The 16,398-nt window shown below is 73.4% G+C and carries 16 protein-coding genes; 10 read left to right on the top strand and 6 right to left on the bottom strand.

Features of this window, described 5'->3' with window-relative positions; translation table 11 throughout:
* Positions 1–50: 50 nt before the first annotated feature.
* Together ACWEVN_RS37590 and ACWEVN_RS37585 are read right to left on the bottom strand one after the other, a co-directional pair.
* Positions 51–740 carry a TIGR03943 family putative permease subunit gene (locus ACWEVN_RS37590; protein WP_452054449.1) on the bottom strand — a complete coding sequence of 230 codons (690 nt, stop codon included), beginning with the start codon at positions 738–740 and terminating at the stop codon, positions 51–53.
* The gene (locus ACWEVN_RS37585) at positions 737–1,729 is read right to left on the bottom strand and encodes a permease (protein WP_452054448.1); all 993 of its coding nucleotides are present in this window, start codon (positions 1,727–1,729) and stop codon (positions 737–739) included. The genes ACWEVN_RS37590 and ACWEVN_RS37585 overlap by 4 nt, the downstream gene beginning before the upstream one ends.
* 190 nt (positions 1,730–1,919) lie before the next feature.
* Here ACWEVN_RS37585 and ACWEVN_RS37580 point away from each other — a divergent pair, with 190 nt between their 5' ends.
* From ACWEVN_RS37580 to ACWEVN_RS37555, 6 genes are all read left to right on the top strand, one after another.
* Entirely contained in the window at positions 1,920–2,594 is a 675-nt protein-coding gene (locus ACWEVN_RS37580; protein ID WP_449685707.1) for a class II aldolase/adducin family protein, read from the top strand.
* Positions 2,591–3,544 (top strand): carbohydrate kinase family protein, encoded by a 954-nt coding sequence (locus ACWEVN_RS37575; RefSeq protein ID WP_452054447.1) that lies wholly within the window; start codon positions 2,591–2,593, stop codon positions 3,542–3,544. Before ACWEVN_RS37580 ends, ACWEVN_RS37575 begins: the two co-directional genes overlap by 4 nt.
* Positions 3,531–4,895 carry a flavin monoamine oxidase family protein gene (locus ACWEVN_RS37570; RefSeq protein ID WP_452054446.1) on the top strand — a complete coding sequence of 455 codons (1,365 nt, stop codon included), beginning with the start codon at positions 3,531–3,533 and terminating at the stop codon, positions 4,893–4,895. The genes ACWEVN_RS37575 and ACWEVN_RS37570 overlap by 14 nt, the downstream gene beginning before the upstream one ends.
* Before the next feature lie 11 nt (positions 4,896–4,906).
* Positions 4,907–5,386 carry an SRPBCC family protein gene (locus tag ACWEVN_RS37565; RefSeq protein ID WP_449685704.1) on the top strand — a complete coding sequence of 160 codons (480 nt, stop codon included), beginning with the start codon at positions 4,907–4,909 and terminating at the stop codon, positions 5,384–5,386.
* A 67-nt stretch (positions 5,387–5,453) separates the two neighbouring features.
* Positions 5,454–5,906: a hypothetical protein gene (locus ACWEVN_RS37560; protein WP_452054445.1), complete on the top strand. Its 453-nt coding sequence runs from the start codon at positions 5,454–5,456 to the stop codon at positions 5,904–5,906.
* A gap of 165 nt (positions 5,907–6,071) precedes the next feature.
* Positions 6,072–7,712, top strand: a complete 1,641-nt coding sequence (locus tag ACWEVN_RS37555; RefSeq protein WP_449685702.1) for a beta-1,3-glucanase family protein — start codon at positions 6,072–6,074, stop codon at positions 7,710–7,712.
* Here the strand turns inward: ACWEVN_RS37555 and ACWEVN_RS37550 are convergent.
* Both ACWEVN_RS37550 and ACWEVN_RS37545 read right to left on the bottom strand, forming a co-directional pair.
* Positions 7,709–8,599 (bottom strand): NADP-dependent oxidoreductase, encoded by an 891-nt coding sequence (locus ACWEVN_RS37550; RefSeq protein WP_452054444.1) that lies wholly within the window; start codon positions 8,597–8,599, stop codon positions 7,709–7,711. The genes ACWEVN_RS37555 and ACWEVN_RS37550 overlap by 4 nt on opposite strands.
* Positions 8,600–8,659: 60 nt before the next feature.
* Entirely contained in the window at positions 8,660–9,514 is an 855-nt protein-coding gene (locus ACWEVN_RS37545; protein WP_452054443.1) for a helix-turn-helix domain-containing protein, read from the bottom strand.
* 174 nt (positions 9,515–9,688) lie between these two features.
* Between ACWEVN_RS37545 and ACWEVN_RS37540 the strand changes: the two genes are divergently transcribed.
* Positions 9,689–11,146, top strand: coding sequence for a helix-turn-helix domain-containing protein (locus tag ACWEVN_RS37540; protein ID WP_452054442.1), 1,458 nt, complete (start codon positions 9,689–9,691; stop codon positions 11,144–11,146).
* Positions 11,147–11,182: 36 nt separating this feature from the next.
* Here ACWEVN_RS37540 and ACWEVN_RS37535 read toward each other — a convergent pair whose 3' ends face one another.
* Entirely contained in the window at positions 11,183–11,695 is a 513-nt protein-coding gene (locus ACWEVN_RS37535; RefSeq protein ID WP_449685698.1) for a lytic polysaccharide monooxygenase auxiliary activity family 9 protein, read from the bottom strand.
* Positions 11,696–11,971: 276 nt separating this feature from the next.
* Here ACWEVN_RS37535 and lexA point away from each other — a divergent pair, with 276 nt between their 5' ends.
* Complete coding sequence (gene lexA, locus ACWEVN_RS37530) at positions 11,972–12,625, top strand: transcriptional repressor LexA (RefSeq protein ID WP_176176834.1); 654 nt, start codon at positions 11,972–11,974, stop codon at positions 12,623–12,625.
* A 1-nt stretch (position 12,626) separates the two neighbouring features.
* On the opposite strand, the gene ACWEVN_RS37525 is transcribed toward lexA, so the two are convergent.
* Entirely contained in the window at positions 12,627–13,829 is a 1,203-nt protein-coding gene (locus ACWEVN_RS37525; protein ID WP_452054441.1) for a cytochrome P450, read from the bottom strand.
* Positions 13,830–13,929: 100 nt separating this feature from the next.
* On the opposite strand from ACWEVN_RS37525, the gene ACWEVN_RS37520 reads away from it, so the two are divergent.
* Both ACWEVN_RS37520 and ACWEVN_RS37515 read left to right on the top strand, forming a co-directional pair.
* Positions 13,930–15,372 (top strand): MFS transporter, encoded by a 1,443-nt coding sequence (locus tag ACWEVN_RS37520; RefSeq protein ID WP_452054440.1) that lies wholly within the window; start codon positions 13,930–13,932, stop codon positions 15,370–15,372.
* Between the two features lie 112 nt (positions 15,373–15,484).
* Positions 15,485–16,240, top strand: a complete 756-nt coding sequence (locus ACWEVN_RS37515; RefSeq protein WP_452054439.1) for an SDR family NAD(P)-dependent oxidoreductase — start codon at positions 15,485–15,487, stop codon at positions 16,238–16,240.
* Positions 16,241–16,398: the final 158 nt, after the last annotated feature.

Here is a 16,398-nt window from a genome sequence, read left to right as displayed (position 1 = left end):
AAGGCGGGTTAGAACCCGCCTTACCACTCACGACAACCGCGGCAGCGGCGCTAGCCGAGGCTTTCGTAGGGATCGGCGGGCGGCGTGACGGGCCGGGCCCGGTCCACGTCGACGAACGGGATGGTGCCGCCGTTGACCGGGTCCGTGGCCTGCCGGCCGGTGTACGCGCCGGTGACCTCCAGCCACGCGTCGGGCGGCAGCACCGGCGGGACGCGGCCGGTCAGCCCGACCTTCACCGGCTGGGCGTCGGCCGCGCAGCAGTTCAGCAGCATCCGGATCAGGTACGGCGTGCCGGCGCGGTCGAAGGCCACGAACCCGGTGATCGTGACGGTCCGGCCGGCCAGCGACCGGCCGTGGTCGTAGACCGCGCGGTCGGCGTAGTCGATCATCGTCAGGCGGACGGGATCGCCGTCCGGGAGCGGGGTGAGGATCCGCGGCGCCGTCACCGCGGTGCCGGCGCGCATCGCGCTGTAGGACCCCAAAGCCGGTGGTGCGGCGAGGATCAGCGCGAACACCGGCAGCACCAGCAGCCACGAAACGCGCGGCGCCGGAGGCCCGCCCGGGCCCCGCCGGGCGTACCAGGCGGTCGCGACGGCCGCGACCACCAGCACCGCGCCCGCGGCCAGCACCAGCGGTTGCAGACCGGCCTTGACGTACCGCAGGTACAGCCCGGTGAGGCCGGCGTGCAGCAGGACGCCGCCGACCAGGAACAGCAGGATCGCCTGCCCGGTCCGGTTCACCGCAGCACCGCCCCGGTCACGACCGCGGCCGCCACGGCCACGACGAACGTCGCCGGCGCGAACCGCAGCGCGAACCCGCGGCCGAACGTGGCGGCCTGCATGCCGAACAGCTTGAGGTCGATCATCGGGCCGACGACCAGGAAGGCCAGCTGTGCCGTCGGCGAGAACTGCGTCAGCGACGAAGCGACGAACGCGTCGGCCTCCGAGCAGATCGACAGGAGCACCGCGAGGGCCGACAGGGCCAGGACCGCGACGACCGGGTGGCCGGCCGCCGCGTGCAGCCAGGAGGCGGGCACCACGGCCTTGAGGGTCGCGGCGGCCATCGCGCCGCCGGCGAGGAACCCGCCCGCGTGCATGACGTCGTGCCGCACCGATCCCCAGAACGCCTCTCCCCGGCCGCCGCCCGCGCCGTGGTCGTGGGCGCGGGGCCGCAGCCAGTCCGGACGGCCGAGCCGCTGCCATAGCCAGCCCATCACGCACGACGCCGCGAGGCTCGCGGCGAACCGGGCGACGACCATCCGCGGCTGGCCGGGGAAGGCGACCGCCGTCGCGGTCAGCACCATCGGGTTGATCGCCGGTGCCGACAGCAGGAACGCCACCGCGGCCGACGGCTGCACGCCGCCGCGCACCAGCGCCCCGGCCACCGGCACCGACGCGCATTCGCAGCCGGGCAGGACCGCCCCGGCCAGCCCGGCGGCCGGCACCGCCAGCAACGGCCGTTTCGGCAGCACGCGCGTGAAGAACGACGGCGGCACGAAGACCGCGAGCCCGGCCGAGAGCAGCACGCCGAGGACGAGGAACGGCAGCGCCTGGACGACCACCGCCACGAACACCGTCATCCAGCTCTGCATGACCGGGGTGGACAACAGGCGCCGGACCGGGCCCTGCGCCAGGAATCCGGCCAACAGGACCAACGTCAGGACGAGCACCGGATCGACGTTCCAGCCCGGCGTTTCGTCCGGCTTCCGGCGTTCTTCGATGGCAGTCAACGGCGTTCTCCCGTACTTCCGCTCCACACCCGTCCGTCTACACGGGCCGGGGAGACGTCCGGTTCACCGGCGGCAGTGACCACTGTGGACTCCGGCGACCCGGACGCCGCGAGGGTCGATCACCAGCCGCCTGCCGGGGCACCTCGAACCTGAACGTGACTTTGTTTCATGTTTGGCCTACGCTGAGCCGATGACCCAGGACACCCCGCTCCTGCGGGCCGAGCGCCAGGCCGTCGTCGCGGCCTGTCACGACCTGGCCGGTGCCGGGCTGCTGATCGGCACCGCCGGCAACGTCAGCGTGCGCGCCGGCGGGCACGTCGCCGTGACCGCCACCGGCGTCGTGCTCGGGCGGGCCACCGCGGACCAGGTCACCGTCGTCGACCTCGACGGGACCGTGGTCGCCGGGGACCTCGCGCCGACCTCGGAACTCGAACTGCACCTCGGGATCTACCGCCGCTCCGGCGCCGCCGCGGTCGTGCACACCCACTCGCCGCAGGCCACCGCCGTGTCGCTCGTGCTCGACGAACTCCCGTGCGTGCACTACCAGCAGCTCCTGCTCGGCGGGGCCATCCGCGTCGCCCCCTTCGCCGTCTTCGGCAGCGACGAGCTCGCCGAGCACGTCTGGACCGCGCTGGAGGGCAAGTCGGCCGCGCTGATGGCCAACCACGGCGCCGTCGTGCACGGCCCGACGCTGCAGGCCGCGGTGGACAACGCGCTGCTGCTCGAGTGGGCCTGCGAGCTCTACCGGAACGCCGCCACGATCGGCACCCCCCGGACCCTGGACGCCGCCCAGCAGACCGCGGTGGTCGAAGCCGCGCTGCGACGCGGTTACGGCAGCACCAAACGGATCGAGGAGGATCTGTGACGCAAACGGTGATCACGCTCGGCGCGCACGTGTTCGACGTGCAGGTCCGGCCGGTCGAGGCCATCCCGGACGGGCAGGGTGCCGCCCTGGTCGAGCAGATCCGCTTCAGCCCGGCCGGCACCGCCGCCGGCACCGCGCTGACGCTGGCCAAGCTCGGCGCGGCCGTCCGCACCGCCGGCGCGATCGGCACCGACCCCATCGGCGACCTGCTGCTGGCCATGCTGGCCAAGTTCGGGATCGACACCTCCCTGGTCGTCCGCCGCGAAGCCGTGCAGACCTCGGCGTCGGTGCTGCCCATCCGCCCCGACGGCAGCCGTCCCGCCTTCCACGTCCCCGGCGCCAACCTCACCTACGGCCCCGACGACATCGCCGAAGCCGAAGTCGCCCGGGCGACCCACCTGCACCTCGGCGCGCCCGAGCTGATGGGCGGGGACAACGCGGCGAAGATCCTCTCCCCCGCGCGGGCGGGCGGCGTGGTCACCTCGGCCGACCTGCTCGCCCCGGGCGACCCCGGCGTCCTCGCCTGGATCGCGCCCGCCCTGCCGCACCTCGACTACCTGCTGCCCAACGAACAGCAGGTCCTCGGGCTCACCGGCGCCGAGACCCTCGAAGACGGCGCCCGCGCGCTGATCGGCCAGGGCGTCGGCTGTGTCGCCGTCACCCGGGACGCCCGCGGCGCCCTGGTGATCACCGCGGACGAGGTGATCACCGTCCCCGCGTTCGCGGTCGACGTCGTCGACACCACCGGCTGCGGAGACGCCTTCTCCGCCGGCTTCCTCCGCGGCGTCGGCCTCGGCCGGTCCCCGCGGGACGCCGCCGTGCTCGGCTCCGCCGCCGCGGCCCTGGTCGCCCAGGGCCTGGGCAGCGACCACGGCGAGTTCGACCTGGCCGCCGCCGACGCCTTCGCCGCGGCCACGCCGACGCTGGAGGCCGCCGATGCGCCGCACTGACGTCGTCGTGGTCGGCGCGGGCCTGGCCGGGCTCACCACCGCCCGCGAGCTGACCGCGGCCGGCCGGGACGTCGTCGTCCTGGAAGCCCGCGACCGGGTCGGCGGCCGCACCGTCAACCACGACCTCGGCGACGGCAAGGTGGTCGAGGCGGGCGGGCAGTTCGCCGGCCCCACCCAGGACCACGTCCTCGCGCTGGCCAAGCAGGTCGGCGTCGAGACGTTCCCGGCCTACACCCGGGGAGCGTCGGTCTACGTCCACGGCGACCGGGCCCGCCGGTACCGCGGCGACATCCCGCCCGACCCCCTGGCCCTGCCCGACCTCGGCATCGCCATGCGGCGGATCGACCAGCTGGCCCGGAAGATCCCCCTCGACGCGCCGTGGCGCGCCCCCAAGGCGCGGGCGTGGGACAGCGTGACGTTCGAAAGCTGGCTCCGGCACACCACGGCCGGCACCGGCGCGCTCGACCTGGTCAACGTGCTGCTCGGCTCGGCCTTCGGCGGCAGTGCCGCCGACACCTCGTTGCTCTATAGCCTCTGGTACATCGCGGGGTTCGGCAACGAAACCACACCCGGCACGCTGGAACGCGGCATCGGCGTCACCGGCGGCGCGCAGGAATCCCGCTTCGCCGGCGGCTCCCAGCTGATCTCGCAGCGCATCGCCGAAGAGCTCGACGGCCGCGTGGTGCTCGGCGCCCCGGTGCGGGCGATCGAGCAGGACGCCGGCTCGGTGACCGTCAAGTCCGATGTGGACACCTGGCACGCGCGGCACGTCGTCGTCACCGTCCCGCCCGCGCTGGCCGCCCGGATCTCCTGGCGCCCGCTGCTGCCGCCGCAGCAGGACGCGCTGTTCTCCCGGATGGCCTTCGGCGCGCTGATGAAGTGCGAAGCCGTCTACCCCGAGCCGTTCTGGCGCGCCGACGGGCTCAACGGCCAGGCCGTGTTCCGGCACCCGTCCCCGATCTGCTCGATGTTCGACAACTCCCCGCCCGACGGCGAACCCGGTGTCCTCATGGGTTTCCTCGGCGGCCCGCAGTGGCACCTCTGGGCGGCCCGGCCGCCCCGCGAACGACGTGCCGCCGTCCTGCGCGCCTTCGCCGCCGCGATCGGGAAGCCCGCGCTGCAGCCGGTGGAGTACTTCGAACAGGACTGGGTCGGCGAGGAGTGGACCCGCGGCGGGCCGACGTCCGTGCCCGGGACCGGCGTGCTGACCGAGCTCGGCCCCTGGCGCGACCGGCCGTTCGGCCGGGTGCACTGGGCGGGCGCCGAGCACTCCGACCACTGGAACGGGTACCTGGACGGCGCGGTCCGCTCCGGCGAGACCGCCGCCCGCGCCGTCCTCGGCCACGAGTGAAGGGGACGATGGTGCGCGACTACACCGTTTCCGAGCAGGCGATCATCCCCCACCCGGTCCGGCGGGTGTGGGACGTGATCTCCGCGACCCACCGCTACGCCGAGTGGGTCCCGACGGTCCTGGAGGTGACCGACCACCACGGCACCGCGGAGCTCGGCCGGACCTACCGCGAGCACAACAAGTCGCTCGGCCCGCTGACCACCCGGTCCGTCTGGACGGTCCGCGAGATCGAGCCCCTGGCCCGCCGCGTCGACACGGGCACCGGCTTCGCGCCGCTGCAGGACCTGACCAACGTGTTCGAGTTCGAGCCGATCACCCGCGGCGACGGGTCGGAGAGCACGCTGATGACGTACGCGGTCCAGTACCGCCTCGGCCTGGGGCCGCTCGGGCCGCTGGTGCACCGCATCGTCGCGGCGGGCCTGCGAGCCGACATGAAGCGGGCGATGGACAACCTCGCCGACGTCATCCTCGCCGAGGGGGTGCCCTCCTAGGCCCGGCCGTGCAACCCTGGGGCCGGGTCGTTCCGTCTTCGGGGCAACGGACCGAAGGAGGCATCCCATGCGAAGGCTGTCCGCGCTCTCCGGCGTGCTCGTCGTCGCCCTGAGCGGCGTGGCCTGCGGCGCCAACGCCCGGCCCGCGTCGGCCGACCCGCTGTGCTCCGCCTCCTACGAACCCCGCGAACTCGTCGTCAGCGGGCCGCTGTACCCGCCGTTGCCCGGCCCGGCGGACGGCACGCGCGGTGAGGACCGCAGCACCGACGCGGCCGCGATCAAGAAGGTCGCCGCCGCGGCGTGCGATCTGCCCGAAGCGCCGTCCGACCCGGTCTGCACGGCGGACCTGGGACCCAGCTACCGGCTGCGGTTCGCCGACACCCAGAACCGGACCACGACCCTCACCGCGGCCGCGTTCGGCTGCCGGTTCGTCGAAGGGCTCGGCACCAAGCGGGTCGACGCGCGGCCGCTCTGGGACGCGCTGGCCGCGGCCGGCCTGCCCGCGCCGCGGGCCCGCTGACCTCACCGTCCACATCGGACAAGTACCGGACCACCGCGGACAGTGGTCCGGCTACGAAAGGGCACCGTCGAGGGCCGTCCGTACCCGACCCGGCCCGCGGGATGTTGACCCCGCCGCACCGCGTACCTACCGTCCGGGCACCGTTTCCGCTTTCGAGGAGGTGCCATGCTGTCGAGGCGTACGTTCGTCACCAGCCTGGTCGCCGCCGCGGCGAGCACGCCGCTGTGGTCCGCCGTCACCGCGCCGGGCGCCCGCGCCGCCGCGGCCCTGCCGTTGACGCTCAAGAACAATTCGGGCAGCGGCACCGTCTACGCCTACATCAGCGGCGCGGACACCGCGGGCCGCCCCGGTTTCGTGACCGCCGACGGGCGGTTCCAGCCGCTGGCCAACCCGTCGGCGCCGGTGACGCCGATCCCCGACTACGCCATTCCCCTCGGTGGATCGGGTTCCCAGCTCACCGTGACGCTGACCGACTACCTCATCGGCGGCCGGGTGTGGTTCTCGGTCGGCAAGAAGCTCCAGTTCTTCGTCAACCCCGGCCCCGGCCTGGTGCAGCCCGGGTTCGCCACCGCGGACCCGAACTGGCAGACGAACTGGACGTTCTGCGAGTTCACCTACAACAGCGCGAACCTCTACGCGAACATCAGCTACGTCGACATGGTGGCGCTGCCGGTGTCGATGGCCACCACCGGCGCGGCCGGCGCGCAGTCGGTCAGCCCGCTGCCCAACGGCGCCCTCGGCAGCATCGCGGACGGCCTGCGCGCGCAGCACAACGCCGACGGCGCGCCGTGGGACCGGCTGGTCGTCACCGACGCCTCCGGCCAGGTCGTGCGCGTGCTCGCCCCCGGCCACTCCCCGGTCGACTTCGGCGGCTACTGGACCAGCTACCTCAACGCCGTCTGGGACCACTACCGCACGACGCCGCTGACGATCAACGGCCAAGGCGGCATCGGCTCCTACACCGGCACGGTCAGCGGGGACGCGATCGTGTTCGCCGGCCTGAACACCAACGGCGTGCCGTTCACCAAGCCGAGCGCGGCGGACATCTTCGGCTGCGCGAGCGGGCCGCTGTACAACTCCGGCAGCGACGCCCGCGGCGCGGTCGCCGCCCGGCTGGCCGCCGCCCTGAACCGCAGCAGCCTGCTGGTGGCCGGCGGCAACAACCAGCCCGACGGCGTCCCGCCTTCGCAGTACTACCGCGACGCCACCACGAACCACTACGCGCGCCTGGTGCACCAGTACGCGTCGATCGGCTACGCCTTCCCGTACGACGACGTCGGCCCGACCGGCGCCCAGCCGGTCGACGGCCACCTCCAGGACCCGGCCCCGACGTCCTGGACGGTCGCGCTCGGCCCGGGCGCGGGCGGCGGCACCACCCCGCCCGGCTCGGGCGGCACGAGCGCGTACTCGACCATCCAGGCGGAGGCCTACAACGCGCAGAACGGCACCCAGAACGAGTCGTGCGCCGACACCGGCGGCGGCGTCGACGTCGGCTGGATCGCCGACGGCGACTGGCTGAAGTACGCCCGCGTCGACTTCGGCTCGAGCGCGCCGCACCAGTTCGTCGCCCGCCTCGCGTCGGGCGCGGCGGCCGGGGTCAGCGGCGCCATCCGGGCCCGCCTGGACAGCGTGACGGGCCCGGTGATCGCGGAAATCGACTTCGCGAACAACGGCGGCTGGCAGCAGTGGCAGACGGTGCCGGCCAACATCGTCGCGTCCGCCACCGGCGTCCACGACCTCTACCTGACGTTCTCCGGGAGTTCGGCGGACTTCGTCAACGTCAACTGGTTCACCTTCACCCGCTAGGCGGGCTCCGGGACGACGACGACCTTGCCGTGCACCCCGCCTTCGGCCGCGCGGGCGTGCAGGGCGGGCAAGCCGGCCAGGGGCACCCGCTCGGCGACGTCGATCCGCAGCTCGTCGTGGTCGACCAGGTCGACCAGCCGGGACAGCTGCTCGGCGTCGCTGCGGACGAACAGGTCGATGCCGCGGATGCCGCGCTCCTCGTCGGACGGGGCCGGCATCCACACCGTCGTGTTCACCAGGGCACCGCCCGGGCGGATCAGCGTCAGCAGGGCCGCCAGCCGCTCCGGGGTGATCGGGGCGAGGTTCAGCACGAGGTCGACCGGCTCGGTCACCGCCGCCGCCACGTCGCCGGTGGTGCGGCCGACGGCGATCACCTCGGCACCGGCGTGCCCGGCCAGCTGCACCGCGTACCCGCCGACCGCGCCCCGGGCGCCGTTGACCAGCACGCGCTGCCCGGCCGTCAGCTTGCCGTGGTCGAACAGGGCCTGGTGCGCGGTGAGCCCCACCAGCGGCAACGCGGCGGCGTCGGCCAGCGGGACGTTCTCGGGCGCCCGGGTCAGCACGTCGGCCGGGGCGAGGACGTACTCCGCGGCCGCGCCGGGCTTGTCCATCGGCAGGAAGCCGATGACCTCGGTGCCGGTCTCCGGGCCGGCCACGCCCTCGCCCAGCGCGTCGACCGTGCCGGCGACGTCGATGCCGGGCGTGTGGGGCAGTACGACCGGGATCGGGTCCTGCATGAACCCGCCGCGGATGTTGCCGTCGACGGGGTTGAACGACGTCGCCGCGACCCGGATCCGGACCTGCCCGGCCCCGGGGACGGGCCGGTCCACGTCCTCGTAGCGCAGGACGCCGGGATCGCCGTACTCGTGGAACCGCACTGCCTTCATCGGGTTGCTCGCCTTCGTCCGTGATCCACTTCGCCCCCAGGATCGCGGCCTCCGACCGGTTCAGCCTGGGCCGGTTTGGCCCACCCTGACGACGGACGGCGGCCCGGCGGCGGCGACGACCTCGCCGAGCAGGGCCGCGTCGCGCGACCCGGGTGCCGCGGTGAGGACCACCGCCATCAGGCCGTCGCCCGGGACTTCCAGGAGGTTGCCGTCGAGGGTGAGGTCGGCGCCGTCGGGATGCCGGAACACGGCCCGGTTTTCGTACGTGCGCACCGGTTCGGGCGTCCGCCACAGGGTGTCGAACGACCGGCTGGTCGTGCGCAGCTCGTCGACGAGCCCGGCGAGCGAGGCGTCCGCGGGGTAGCGCAGGGCGGTGTCCCGCAGCCGGCCGGCGAGCATCGCCCGGAACCCGGCCGCGCCGTCGTCGTCCCGGCTGATCCCGCGGGGTGCGTTGCGGAAGGTGCGCCAGGCGACGTTCCAGTCCCGGTCGTGCCCGGTCGGGCCGCCGGCCTGCAACGCGAACCACGCGCTGTTGACGGCGAGCACGTTCCACGCCGCGTCGGCCAGGAAGGCGGGGGTGTGGGGGAAGCGCTCCAGCAGCCGCACGGCGGCCGTCCCGGCCTCGCGCGGGACCTGGCCGTCGACCGCGGCGTACCCGGCCAGCGCGCAGAGCCGCTCGTAGTCCGCCCGCCCGAGCCGCAACGCCCCGGCGATGGCGGCCACCACCCCGGCCGACGGGTGGCGGCGCCCCTGCTCCAGCCGCCGCACGTAGTCCGCCGACACGCCCGCCAGCTCGGCGAGCTCCTCCCGCCGCAGCCCGCGGGTCCGCCGCCGCCCGGACGGCAACCCCGCGGCGGCGGGATCGGTGTTCTCGCGCAGCCGCCGCACCGCCGCGCCGAGTTCGTGCAAAGCCATGGCGCCAGCGTATCCGGTCTCCGGGCTCCTTTGTGGACAGTGCGGCGCGTGACCCACCGCGCCGGGCCGGCGACGGCCGACCGGCCACGCGTGACCGGTCCACGACCTGGTCTCCCGCCGCTTCCCCGGTCATCATGGAACTCGCGGCCGCGCAGGGACGGACGGGGAGGGCGATTGACCGAGCACTGGGGCGCACGGCTCCGCCGGCACCGGACCCGCGCGGGCTTCACCCAGGAACACCTGGCCGAAGCCGCCGGGGTGTCGATCCGGACCCTGCGGCGGTGGGAGACCGGCGACCGGGGGCACCCGCACGGGCCGTCCGTGCGGCGCGTCGCCCAGGTCCTGGACCTGTCGGCGAGCGAACGCGACCAGCTGCTCGCCCTGGCGGACGGCCCGGAGCCGGCCCAGGGGCGCGCCTTCGCCCCGCCGCGGCTTCGCCCCTTCGACGCCGGGCTGTTCGTCGGCCGGACCGCGGAACTCGACACCCTGACGGCGAAGCTGACCGGGCCCCGCAGCACCGGCATCGTCGTCGTCGACGGCCCGCGCGGCATCGGCAAGTCGTTCCTGGCGCTGCGGTGGGCCGCCGCGCACACCACGGACTTCCCGGACGGCCTGCTCTACGCCGACCTGTGGGGCTCGCGCACCGACCTCGGTGCACAGGCCCCGTCCGACGTGCTGCGCGACTTCCTCCTCTCGCTGGGCGTCACGCCCGGCGAGGTGCCGGGCGGCAGCGACGAGCGGGCCGCCCTCTACCGGAATCTGGTGGCGGGCACGCAGCTGCTCGTCGTGCTCGACGACGCCCGGGACTCCAACCAGGTGCAGCCGCTGCTGCCGGGGACCGGCGCCGTCCTGATCACCAGCCGGCACCGGCTCAACAGCCTGGTCGTCGGGTCCGGCGCGGACAGCGTCACGCTCGCGCCGATGCCGGACACCGACGCGCGGCAGCTGCTCGCCGGCTCGATCGGGGCGCGCAGCGACGGCGTGGCCGAGCTCCTGGAGTTCTGCGCCGGGCAGCCCCTGGTGCTCAGTGCCGTCGCCGCCCGCGCGGCCGCGCACCCCGAACGTGATCTGCACGCGCTGACCGAAGAACTCCGCGAGCTGGCGGCGGCGTCCCCGGCGCCGCACGACCGGACGTCCGGCCTCGCCGCCGTCCTGGGCGAGTACCACCCGGACGTCGAGCTGATGGAGCTGGGCTCCGACCTGATGACCCAGGCCCACCAGCTCAACGAACTGGGCCGGCCCGAGGAAGCGCTGTCGGCGCTCACCGACGCGGAGGCCGTCTTCCGGCAGCTGGACCGCCAGACCCCGCGGTACTACCAGGCCGGGATGCTGGCCGAATGCCTCATCACCAAGTCACTGCAGCTGCTCGGCCTGGGCTTCGCCGAGGCCGGGGTCGAGGTCAGTGCCGAGGCCGTGGCGCTGCGCCGCCCCCGGGACGACGGCCCCGGGCCCTCGATCCCGACCGGAGCCGCGCTGCGGATGCTGGCGAACAGCCTGAGCAACCACGCCGTGCTGCTGTGCACCGTGGGCCGCCCGGAGGAAGCCCTGGCGGCGCTGTCCGAGGTGGTCGAGCTGCGCAAGCGGTTCATCACCGGGAAACAGGCCGGGCGGGCCGTGTCGGCGAGGGGGTGACACGGCCCGTCCGGCCACCGTGGACGGTGTCCCGGCTCAGCTCACCTGCAGGTCGATGCAGGCGTAGAAGGCGTTCGACGTGTCGGCGATGTTCCACACCGCCAGCACCGTCTGGCGGCCCGTGTGGCTGCCCAGGTTCACCTGGTGCGCGACCGTCGACGGCGGCTGCTGGTCGTTGCCGCTCACCTCCGCGATCTTCTGGCCGCCGATGAAGTACTGGTAGTTCGACGTGCGGTGGCGGGCGGTGAACGTCCAGTTGAAGGTCACCGTGCGGCCGACGTTCGCGGCGCGCCAGCCCTTGCCGTTGTCGTTGAGCTCGGCGAACTGGGCCACGCCGCCGTTGCAGGACCGCAGGCCCTTGGGCCCTTCGACGCTCTGGGGTTCGTACTGGATCTGCCCGCACTGCACGATGTGCTGGGCGCACTGCGCCTGCCGGCTCGCCGGCGAATTCACGTAGCCGTGCGCGCTGGCGATCCCGGCGGGGTTGAGCACCACCAGCACCGGGGCCAGCAGGGTGCCCACGGCGGCCGCGACCAGTTTGCGATTCATCCCAAGCTCCTTCGGGGACAGGCTCGCCTTCCCGCCGCCGGGCACGGCGAAACCGCGGCCCCGGCCTCGCTGGGAGGTCCGCCGCGACGGGAAGGGTTACGAGCGAAGGAAAATTGTGGTCTAGACCATACGTCGAAACGGTACTCAGGTCAACGGCTGGCAAAGTCGGGAACAATGTTGGTAAGGCGCCAACTGTCACCCGGTGTTCCGTTGAGCGGGACCGCGACCGCCGGACCGGCGGCGGGCCGCGAGGCGCGTGCCTCTAGGATCACGCCGGTGACCACCTACGACGACACCTTCGAGCACCTCGACCCCTCGGCCCTGCCTGAGCGGCAGCAGCGGATCCTGGTCGCGATCCGGGACTGGGTGGTCCAGCACGGCTACTCCCCCAGCACGCGCGAGATCGGCGAGGCCGTCGGCCTGCAGTCGACGTCGTCGGTGTCCAAGCACCTGGCCAGCCTCGAAGACAAGGGGTTCCTGCGCCGCGGTGCCACGGTGTCACGCCCGATCGACGTGCGCGCGTTCCTGAACGGCACGGCCGCCGCCGAAGACGGCGATTCGGTGCCGGTGCCCGTCGTCGGCGACATCGCGGCCGGCACGCCGATTTCGGCGGTCGAGCACACCGACGACGTCCTCAAGCTGCCCCGCGACCTCACCGGCCGCGGCACGGTGTTCGGCCTGCGCGTCCGCGGCGACTCGATGATCGACGCGGCCATCTGCGACGGCGACATCGTCGTGGTCAAGCAGCAGTCCGAGGCCCACTCCGGCCAGATCGTCGCGGCGATGATCGACGAAGAGGCGACGGTCAAGGTCTACCGCCGCCGCGACGGCCACGTGTACCTCGAGCCCCGCAACCCGGCCTACGACGTCATCGACGGCGACCGCGCGGTGATCCTCGGCGCGGTGGTGTCGGTGCTGCGGAGCGTCTGACTCACCAGGTGACGGGCAGCTCGTACACGCCGTACACCGACCCGTCGTGCTTGAACGGGATCTGTTCGACGTCGGTGGCCAGCGCCAGCGTCGGGATCCGCCGGTACAGCGTGCTGTAGACGACCTGCAGCTCCAGCCGGGCCAGCGGCTGGCCGAGGCACTGGTGGACGCCGAAGCCGAAGGCCACGTGGCGGTGCGCGTCGCGGGTCAGGTCCAGCCGGTCGCCGTCCGGGAAGGCTTCCGGGTCGCGGTTGGCGATGTCGTTCGCCATGATCAGGCCCTCGCCCGCGCGGACGGTCTGCCCGCCGATCTCGATGTCCTCCAGCGCGACGCGGCGGCGTCCGTTGTGCGTGATGTTCAGGTAGCGCAGCAGTTCCTCGACCGCCGAAGCGACCAGCGCCGGGTCGTCGGACTCGCGCAGCAGCGCCAGCTGGTCCGGGTGCTCCAGCAGGGCCAGGGTGCCGAGCGCGATCATGTTCGCCGTCGTTTCGTGGCCGGCGATCAGCAGCAGGACGCCCATCTGCGCCGCTTCGACCCGGGTCAGCTCCCCCGCCGCGACGCGCGCGGCCAGTCCGGACAGCAGGTCGTCGCCCGGGTTGCCGAGCTTCGACCCCACCAGCTCGTCGAGGTAGCCGATCAGCGCCCGGTGGCCGGCGGCCCGCTCCTCGGGCCGGGCGTCCCGGTGGACGATGACCTTGCTGTTCTCCTGGAAGAAGTCGTGATCGGCGTACGGGACACCCAGCAGCTCGCAGATCACCAGTGAGGGCACCGGCAGCGCGAACGCCTCGACCAGGTCCACCGGCTTCGGCCCGGCCAGCAGCTCGCCGATCCGGTCGTCGACGATCTTCTGCACGGCCGGGCGCATCGCGGCGACCCGGCGGATGGTGAACGGCGCCGTCACCATCTTGCGCAGCCGCGCGTGCTCGGGGTTGTCCATCAGGATGAAGCTGATGCCGGTGCCGCCCTTCGGCAGCGGCGCGGGGCTCGGGTACCCGGGCCGGGTGATGTCGGCGCTGACCCGGGGATCGGCGAGCAGCGCCCGCTGGTCGGCGTAGCGGGTCACCAGCCACGGCGTGCTGCCGTCCCACAGCCGGACACGGGCGAGCGGGCGCTCCTCCTGCAGCGCGCGGGCGGCGGGCGGCGGGTCGAACGGGCAGCCCGCGGCCCGGGTCATCGGGAACTCGGGGATCTCGGTCGTCGTCATCGTTCCTCCGCCGTCGCCGTCGGTTCGTGATCAGTCAACCGAAGACTGCTAGGCTAAGTCAAGCGACTGATTTAATTCAACGTTCTTGGAGGACCCACCCGTGTCCGATCCGTCCAGAGCCGCCGGGGAGGCGTCGCCGCGCGCGAACCTCGTCGTCGCGGTCCTCGCCCTCGCGGGCATCACCGTCTCGCTGATGCAGACGCTGGTCATCCCGCTGATCCCGGCGCTGCCCGGGCTGCTGCACGCCTCTGCGGCCGACGCCACCTGGGCCATCACCGCCACCCTGCTCGCGGGCGCGGTGGCGACGCCGACCATGGGCCGGCTCGGCGACATGTACGGGAAACGGCGGATGCTGCTGATCAGCCTCGGCGCGCTGGTCGCGGGCTCGGCGATCGGCGCGCTCTCCGACAGCCTGGTGCCGATGGTCGCCGGGCGGACGCTGCAGGGCCTGGCCGCCGGCGTCATCCCGCTCGGGATCAGCATCATGCGCGACGAGCTGCCGGCCGAGCGGCTCGGTTCCGCGACGGCGCTGATGAGCGCGTCACTCGGCGTCGGCGGCGCGCTGGGCTTGCCGGCGGCGGCGCTGCTGGCCGAAAACGCGGACTGGCACGCGCTCTTCTGGACCGCGGCCGGGCTCGGCGTGGTGGTCACGGCGCTGGTCGTCGCACTGGTACCGGAGTCGCCGGTCCGCACCGGCGGCCGGTTCGACGTGCCGGGCGCGGCGGGGCTCTCGATCGCGCTCGTGTGCTTGCTGCTGGCCATCTCGAAGGGCGCCGACTGGGGCTGGGGCAGCGCAGCGACGCTGGGCCTGTTCGCGGCCGCCGTCGTCGTCCTGTTCCTGTGGGGCCGCTGGGAACTGCGGACCGCGCAGCCACTGGTGGACCTGCGGACGACCGCGCGGGGCCAGGTCCTGCTGACCAACATCGCCTCGGCGGTGTTCGGCTTCGCGATGTTCGCGATGTCCCTGGTCCTGCCGCAGCTGCTGCAGCTGCCGGCGGCCACCGGGTACGGCCTCGGGAAGTCGATGCTGGCGGTGGGCCTGGTGATGGCGCCGTCGGGGCTGGTGATGATGGCGCTGGCCCCGGTGTCGGCCCGCATTTCGGCGACCCGCGGGCCGAAGACGACGCTGATGCTCGGCGCGGTGGTCGTCGCCGCGGGGTACGGCCTCGGCGTCGTGCTGATGAGCGCGACCTGGCACCTGGTGCTGATCTCGAGCATCATCGGCGCGGGGATCGGGCTCGCCTACGGGGCGATGCCCGCGCTGGTGATGGGGGCCGTGCCGGTGTCGGAGACCGCGGCCGCCAACAGCCTCAACACGCTGATGCGATCGATCGGGACGTCGGTGTCCAGCGCCACGGCCGGGCTGATCCTGGCGAGGCTGACGATCTCGTTCGGACCGGCGACCCTGCCGTCGCAGAACGGGTTCCGGCTCGTGCTGGGCATGGGTTCGGCGGCGGCGCTGATCGCCCTGGCCGTGGCGGCGTTCCTGCCGCGGCGGTCGCCGGTCGCCGTCCGGGAGCCGGCCGTCGCGGCCGCGCGCTGACCGCGGCCCGGCCGGCCGGTGCGCGCGTGGTACGCGCCCGGTCAGCGCCGGGCGGAAACCTTCGGTCGACGCCGGGCCACGACGGTCCGGCAACGACCTTGGGGAGCGTGGCATGACGAAGAACGCGTTGGTGACGGGAGCTTCGCGGGGCATCGGGCGGGCGATCGCGCTGCGGCTGGCCGCGGACGGGGCGGTGGTCGCCGTCCACCACGGGGGCAACGAGGGCGCGGCCAAGGAAACCGTGTCACTGATCGAGGACGCGGGCGGGCACGCCTTCCCCGTGGCGGCCCGGTTCGGCGACGCCGGCGCCGTCGAGCGGCTGGTGGACACGGTGACCGCGGCCTTCGGGGACGGCTTGGACATCCTCGTCAACAACGCGGGGATCAGCTCGCACAGCTCGATCGGGGAAGTGACCGAGGACGAGCTGGATCGGCTGCTGGCAGTGAACGTCAAGGCGCCGATGCTGCTCGTCCAACGGTTGCTGCCGGCGCTGAACGAGGGCGGCCGGGTGGTGATGGTGGGATCGATGGCCACACGGATCGCCGTTCAGTCGCAGATCGGTTACACGGTGAGCAAAGCCGCGGTCGAGGCGTTGGCACCGACGCTCGCCAACGAGCTGGGGCACCGGGGCATCACGGTGAACACCGTGGCGCCGGGTCCGATTCGGACGGACATGACCGAGGCCGTCCTGGCGATTCCCGAGGCTGCCGCCGGGTTGGCGGCGATGACGGCGCTGGGTCGGGTCGGGGAGCCGGAGGATGTCGCCGAGGTGGTCGGCTTTCTGGCCGGGCCCGGTGGGCGGTGGATCACCGGGCGGACGTTGGATGTTTCCGGGGGAACTTTCCTCGGGCCCATCTCGGCTGGGTGATCGGCTTCGATGCCTCTCTGATCACGTGTGATGCCTCTGCGGCTTTGTGGGTTCTCTGTCTTGAAGTTGCTTTGGGCCCTTCTGCCGGCCCGATCGCCGGATTGTTCAACGGCCGTCACGCCGCGTCAAGGCGGGAAAGCGTGCCTTGACCCGGCGTG

This window comes from Amycolatopsis sp. NPDC003861, assembly GCF_053605405.1.
Note: the sequence above shows the minus strand (reverse complement) of the source record. Positions and strands in the feature narration are given on the sequence as shown.

Bases quoted from the DNA above. Each gene is read 5' to 3' on its own strand.
- ACWEVN_RS37550 (WP_452054444.1), bottom strand. From the start codon at position 8,599: ATGAAGGCAGTGCGGTTCCACGAGTACGGCGATCCCGGCGTCCTGCGC.
- ACWEVN_RS37545 (WP_452054443.1), bottom strand. From the start codon at position 9,514: ATGGCTTTGCACGAACTCGGCGCGGCGGTGCGGCGGCTGCGCGAGAAC.
- ACWEVN_RS37525 (WP_452054441.1), bottom strand. From the start codon at position 13,829: ATGACGACGACCGAGATCCCCGAGTTCCCGATGACCCGGGCCGCGGGC.
- ACWEVN_RS37515 (WP_452054439.1), top strand. From the start codon at position 15,485: ATGACGAAGAACGCGTTGGTGACGGGAGCTTCGCGGGGCATCGGGCGG.
- ACWEVN_RS37580 (WP_449685707.1), top strand. From the start codon at position 1,920: ATGACCCAGGACACCCCGCTCCTGCGGGCCGAGCGCCAGGCCGTCGTC.
- ACWEVN_RS37560 (WP_452054445.1), top strand. From the start codon at position 5,454: ATGCGAAGGCTGTCCGCGCTCTCCGGCGTGCTCGTCGTCGCCCTGAGC.
- ACWEVN_RS37570 (WP_452054446.1), top strand. From the start codon at position 3,531: ATGCGCCGCACTGACGTCGTCGTGGTCGGCGCGGGCCTGGCCGGGCTC.
- ACWEVN_RS37555 (WP_449685702.1), top strand. From the start codon at position 6,072: ATGCTGTCGAGGCGTACGTTCGTCACCAGCCTGGTCGCCGCCGCGGCG.
- ACWEVN_RS37535 (WP_449685698.1), bottom strand. From the start codon at position 11,695: ATGAATCGCAAACTGGTCGCGGCCGCCGTGGGCACCCTGCTGGCCCCG.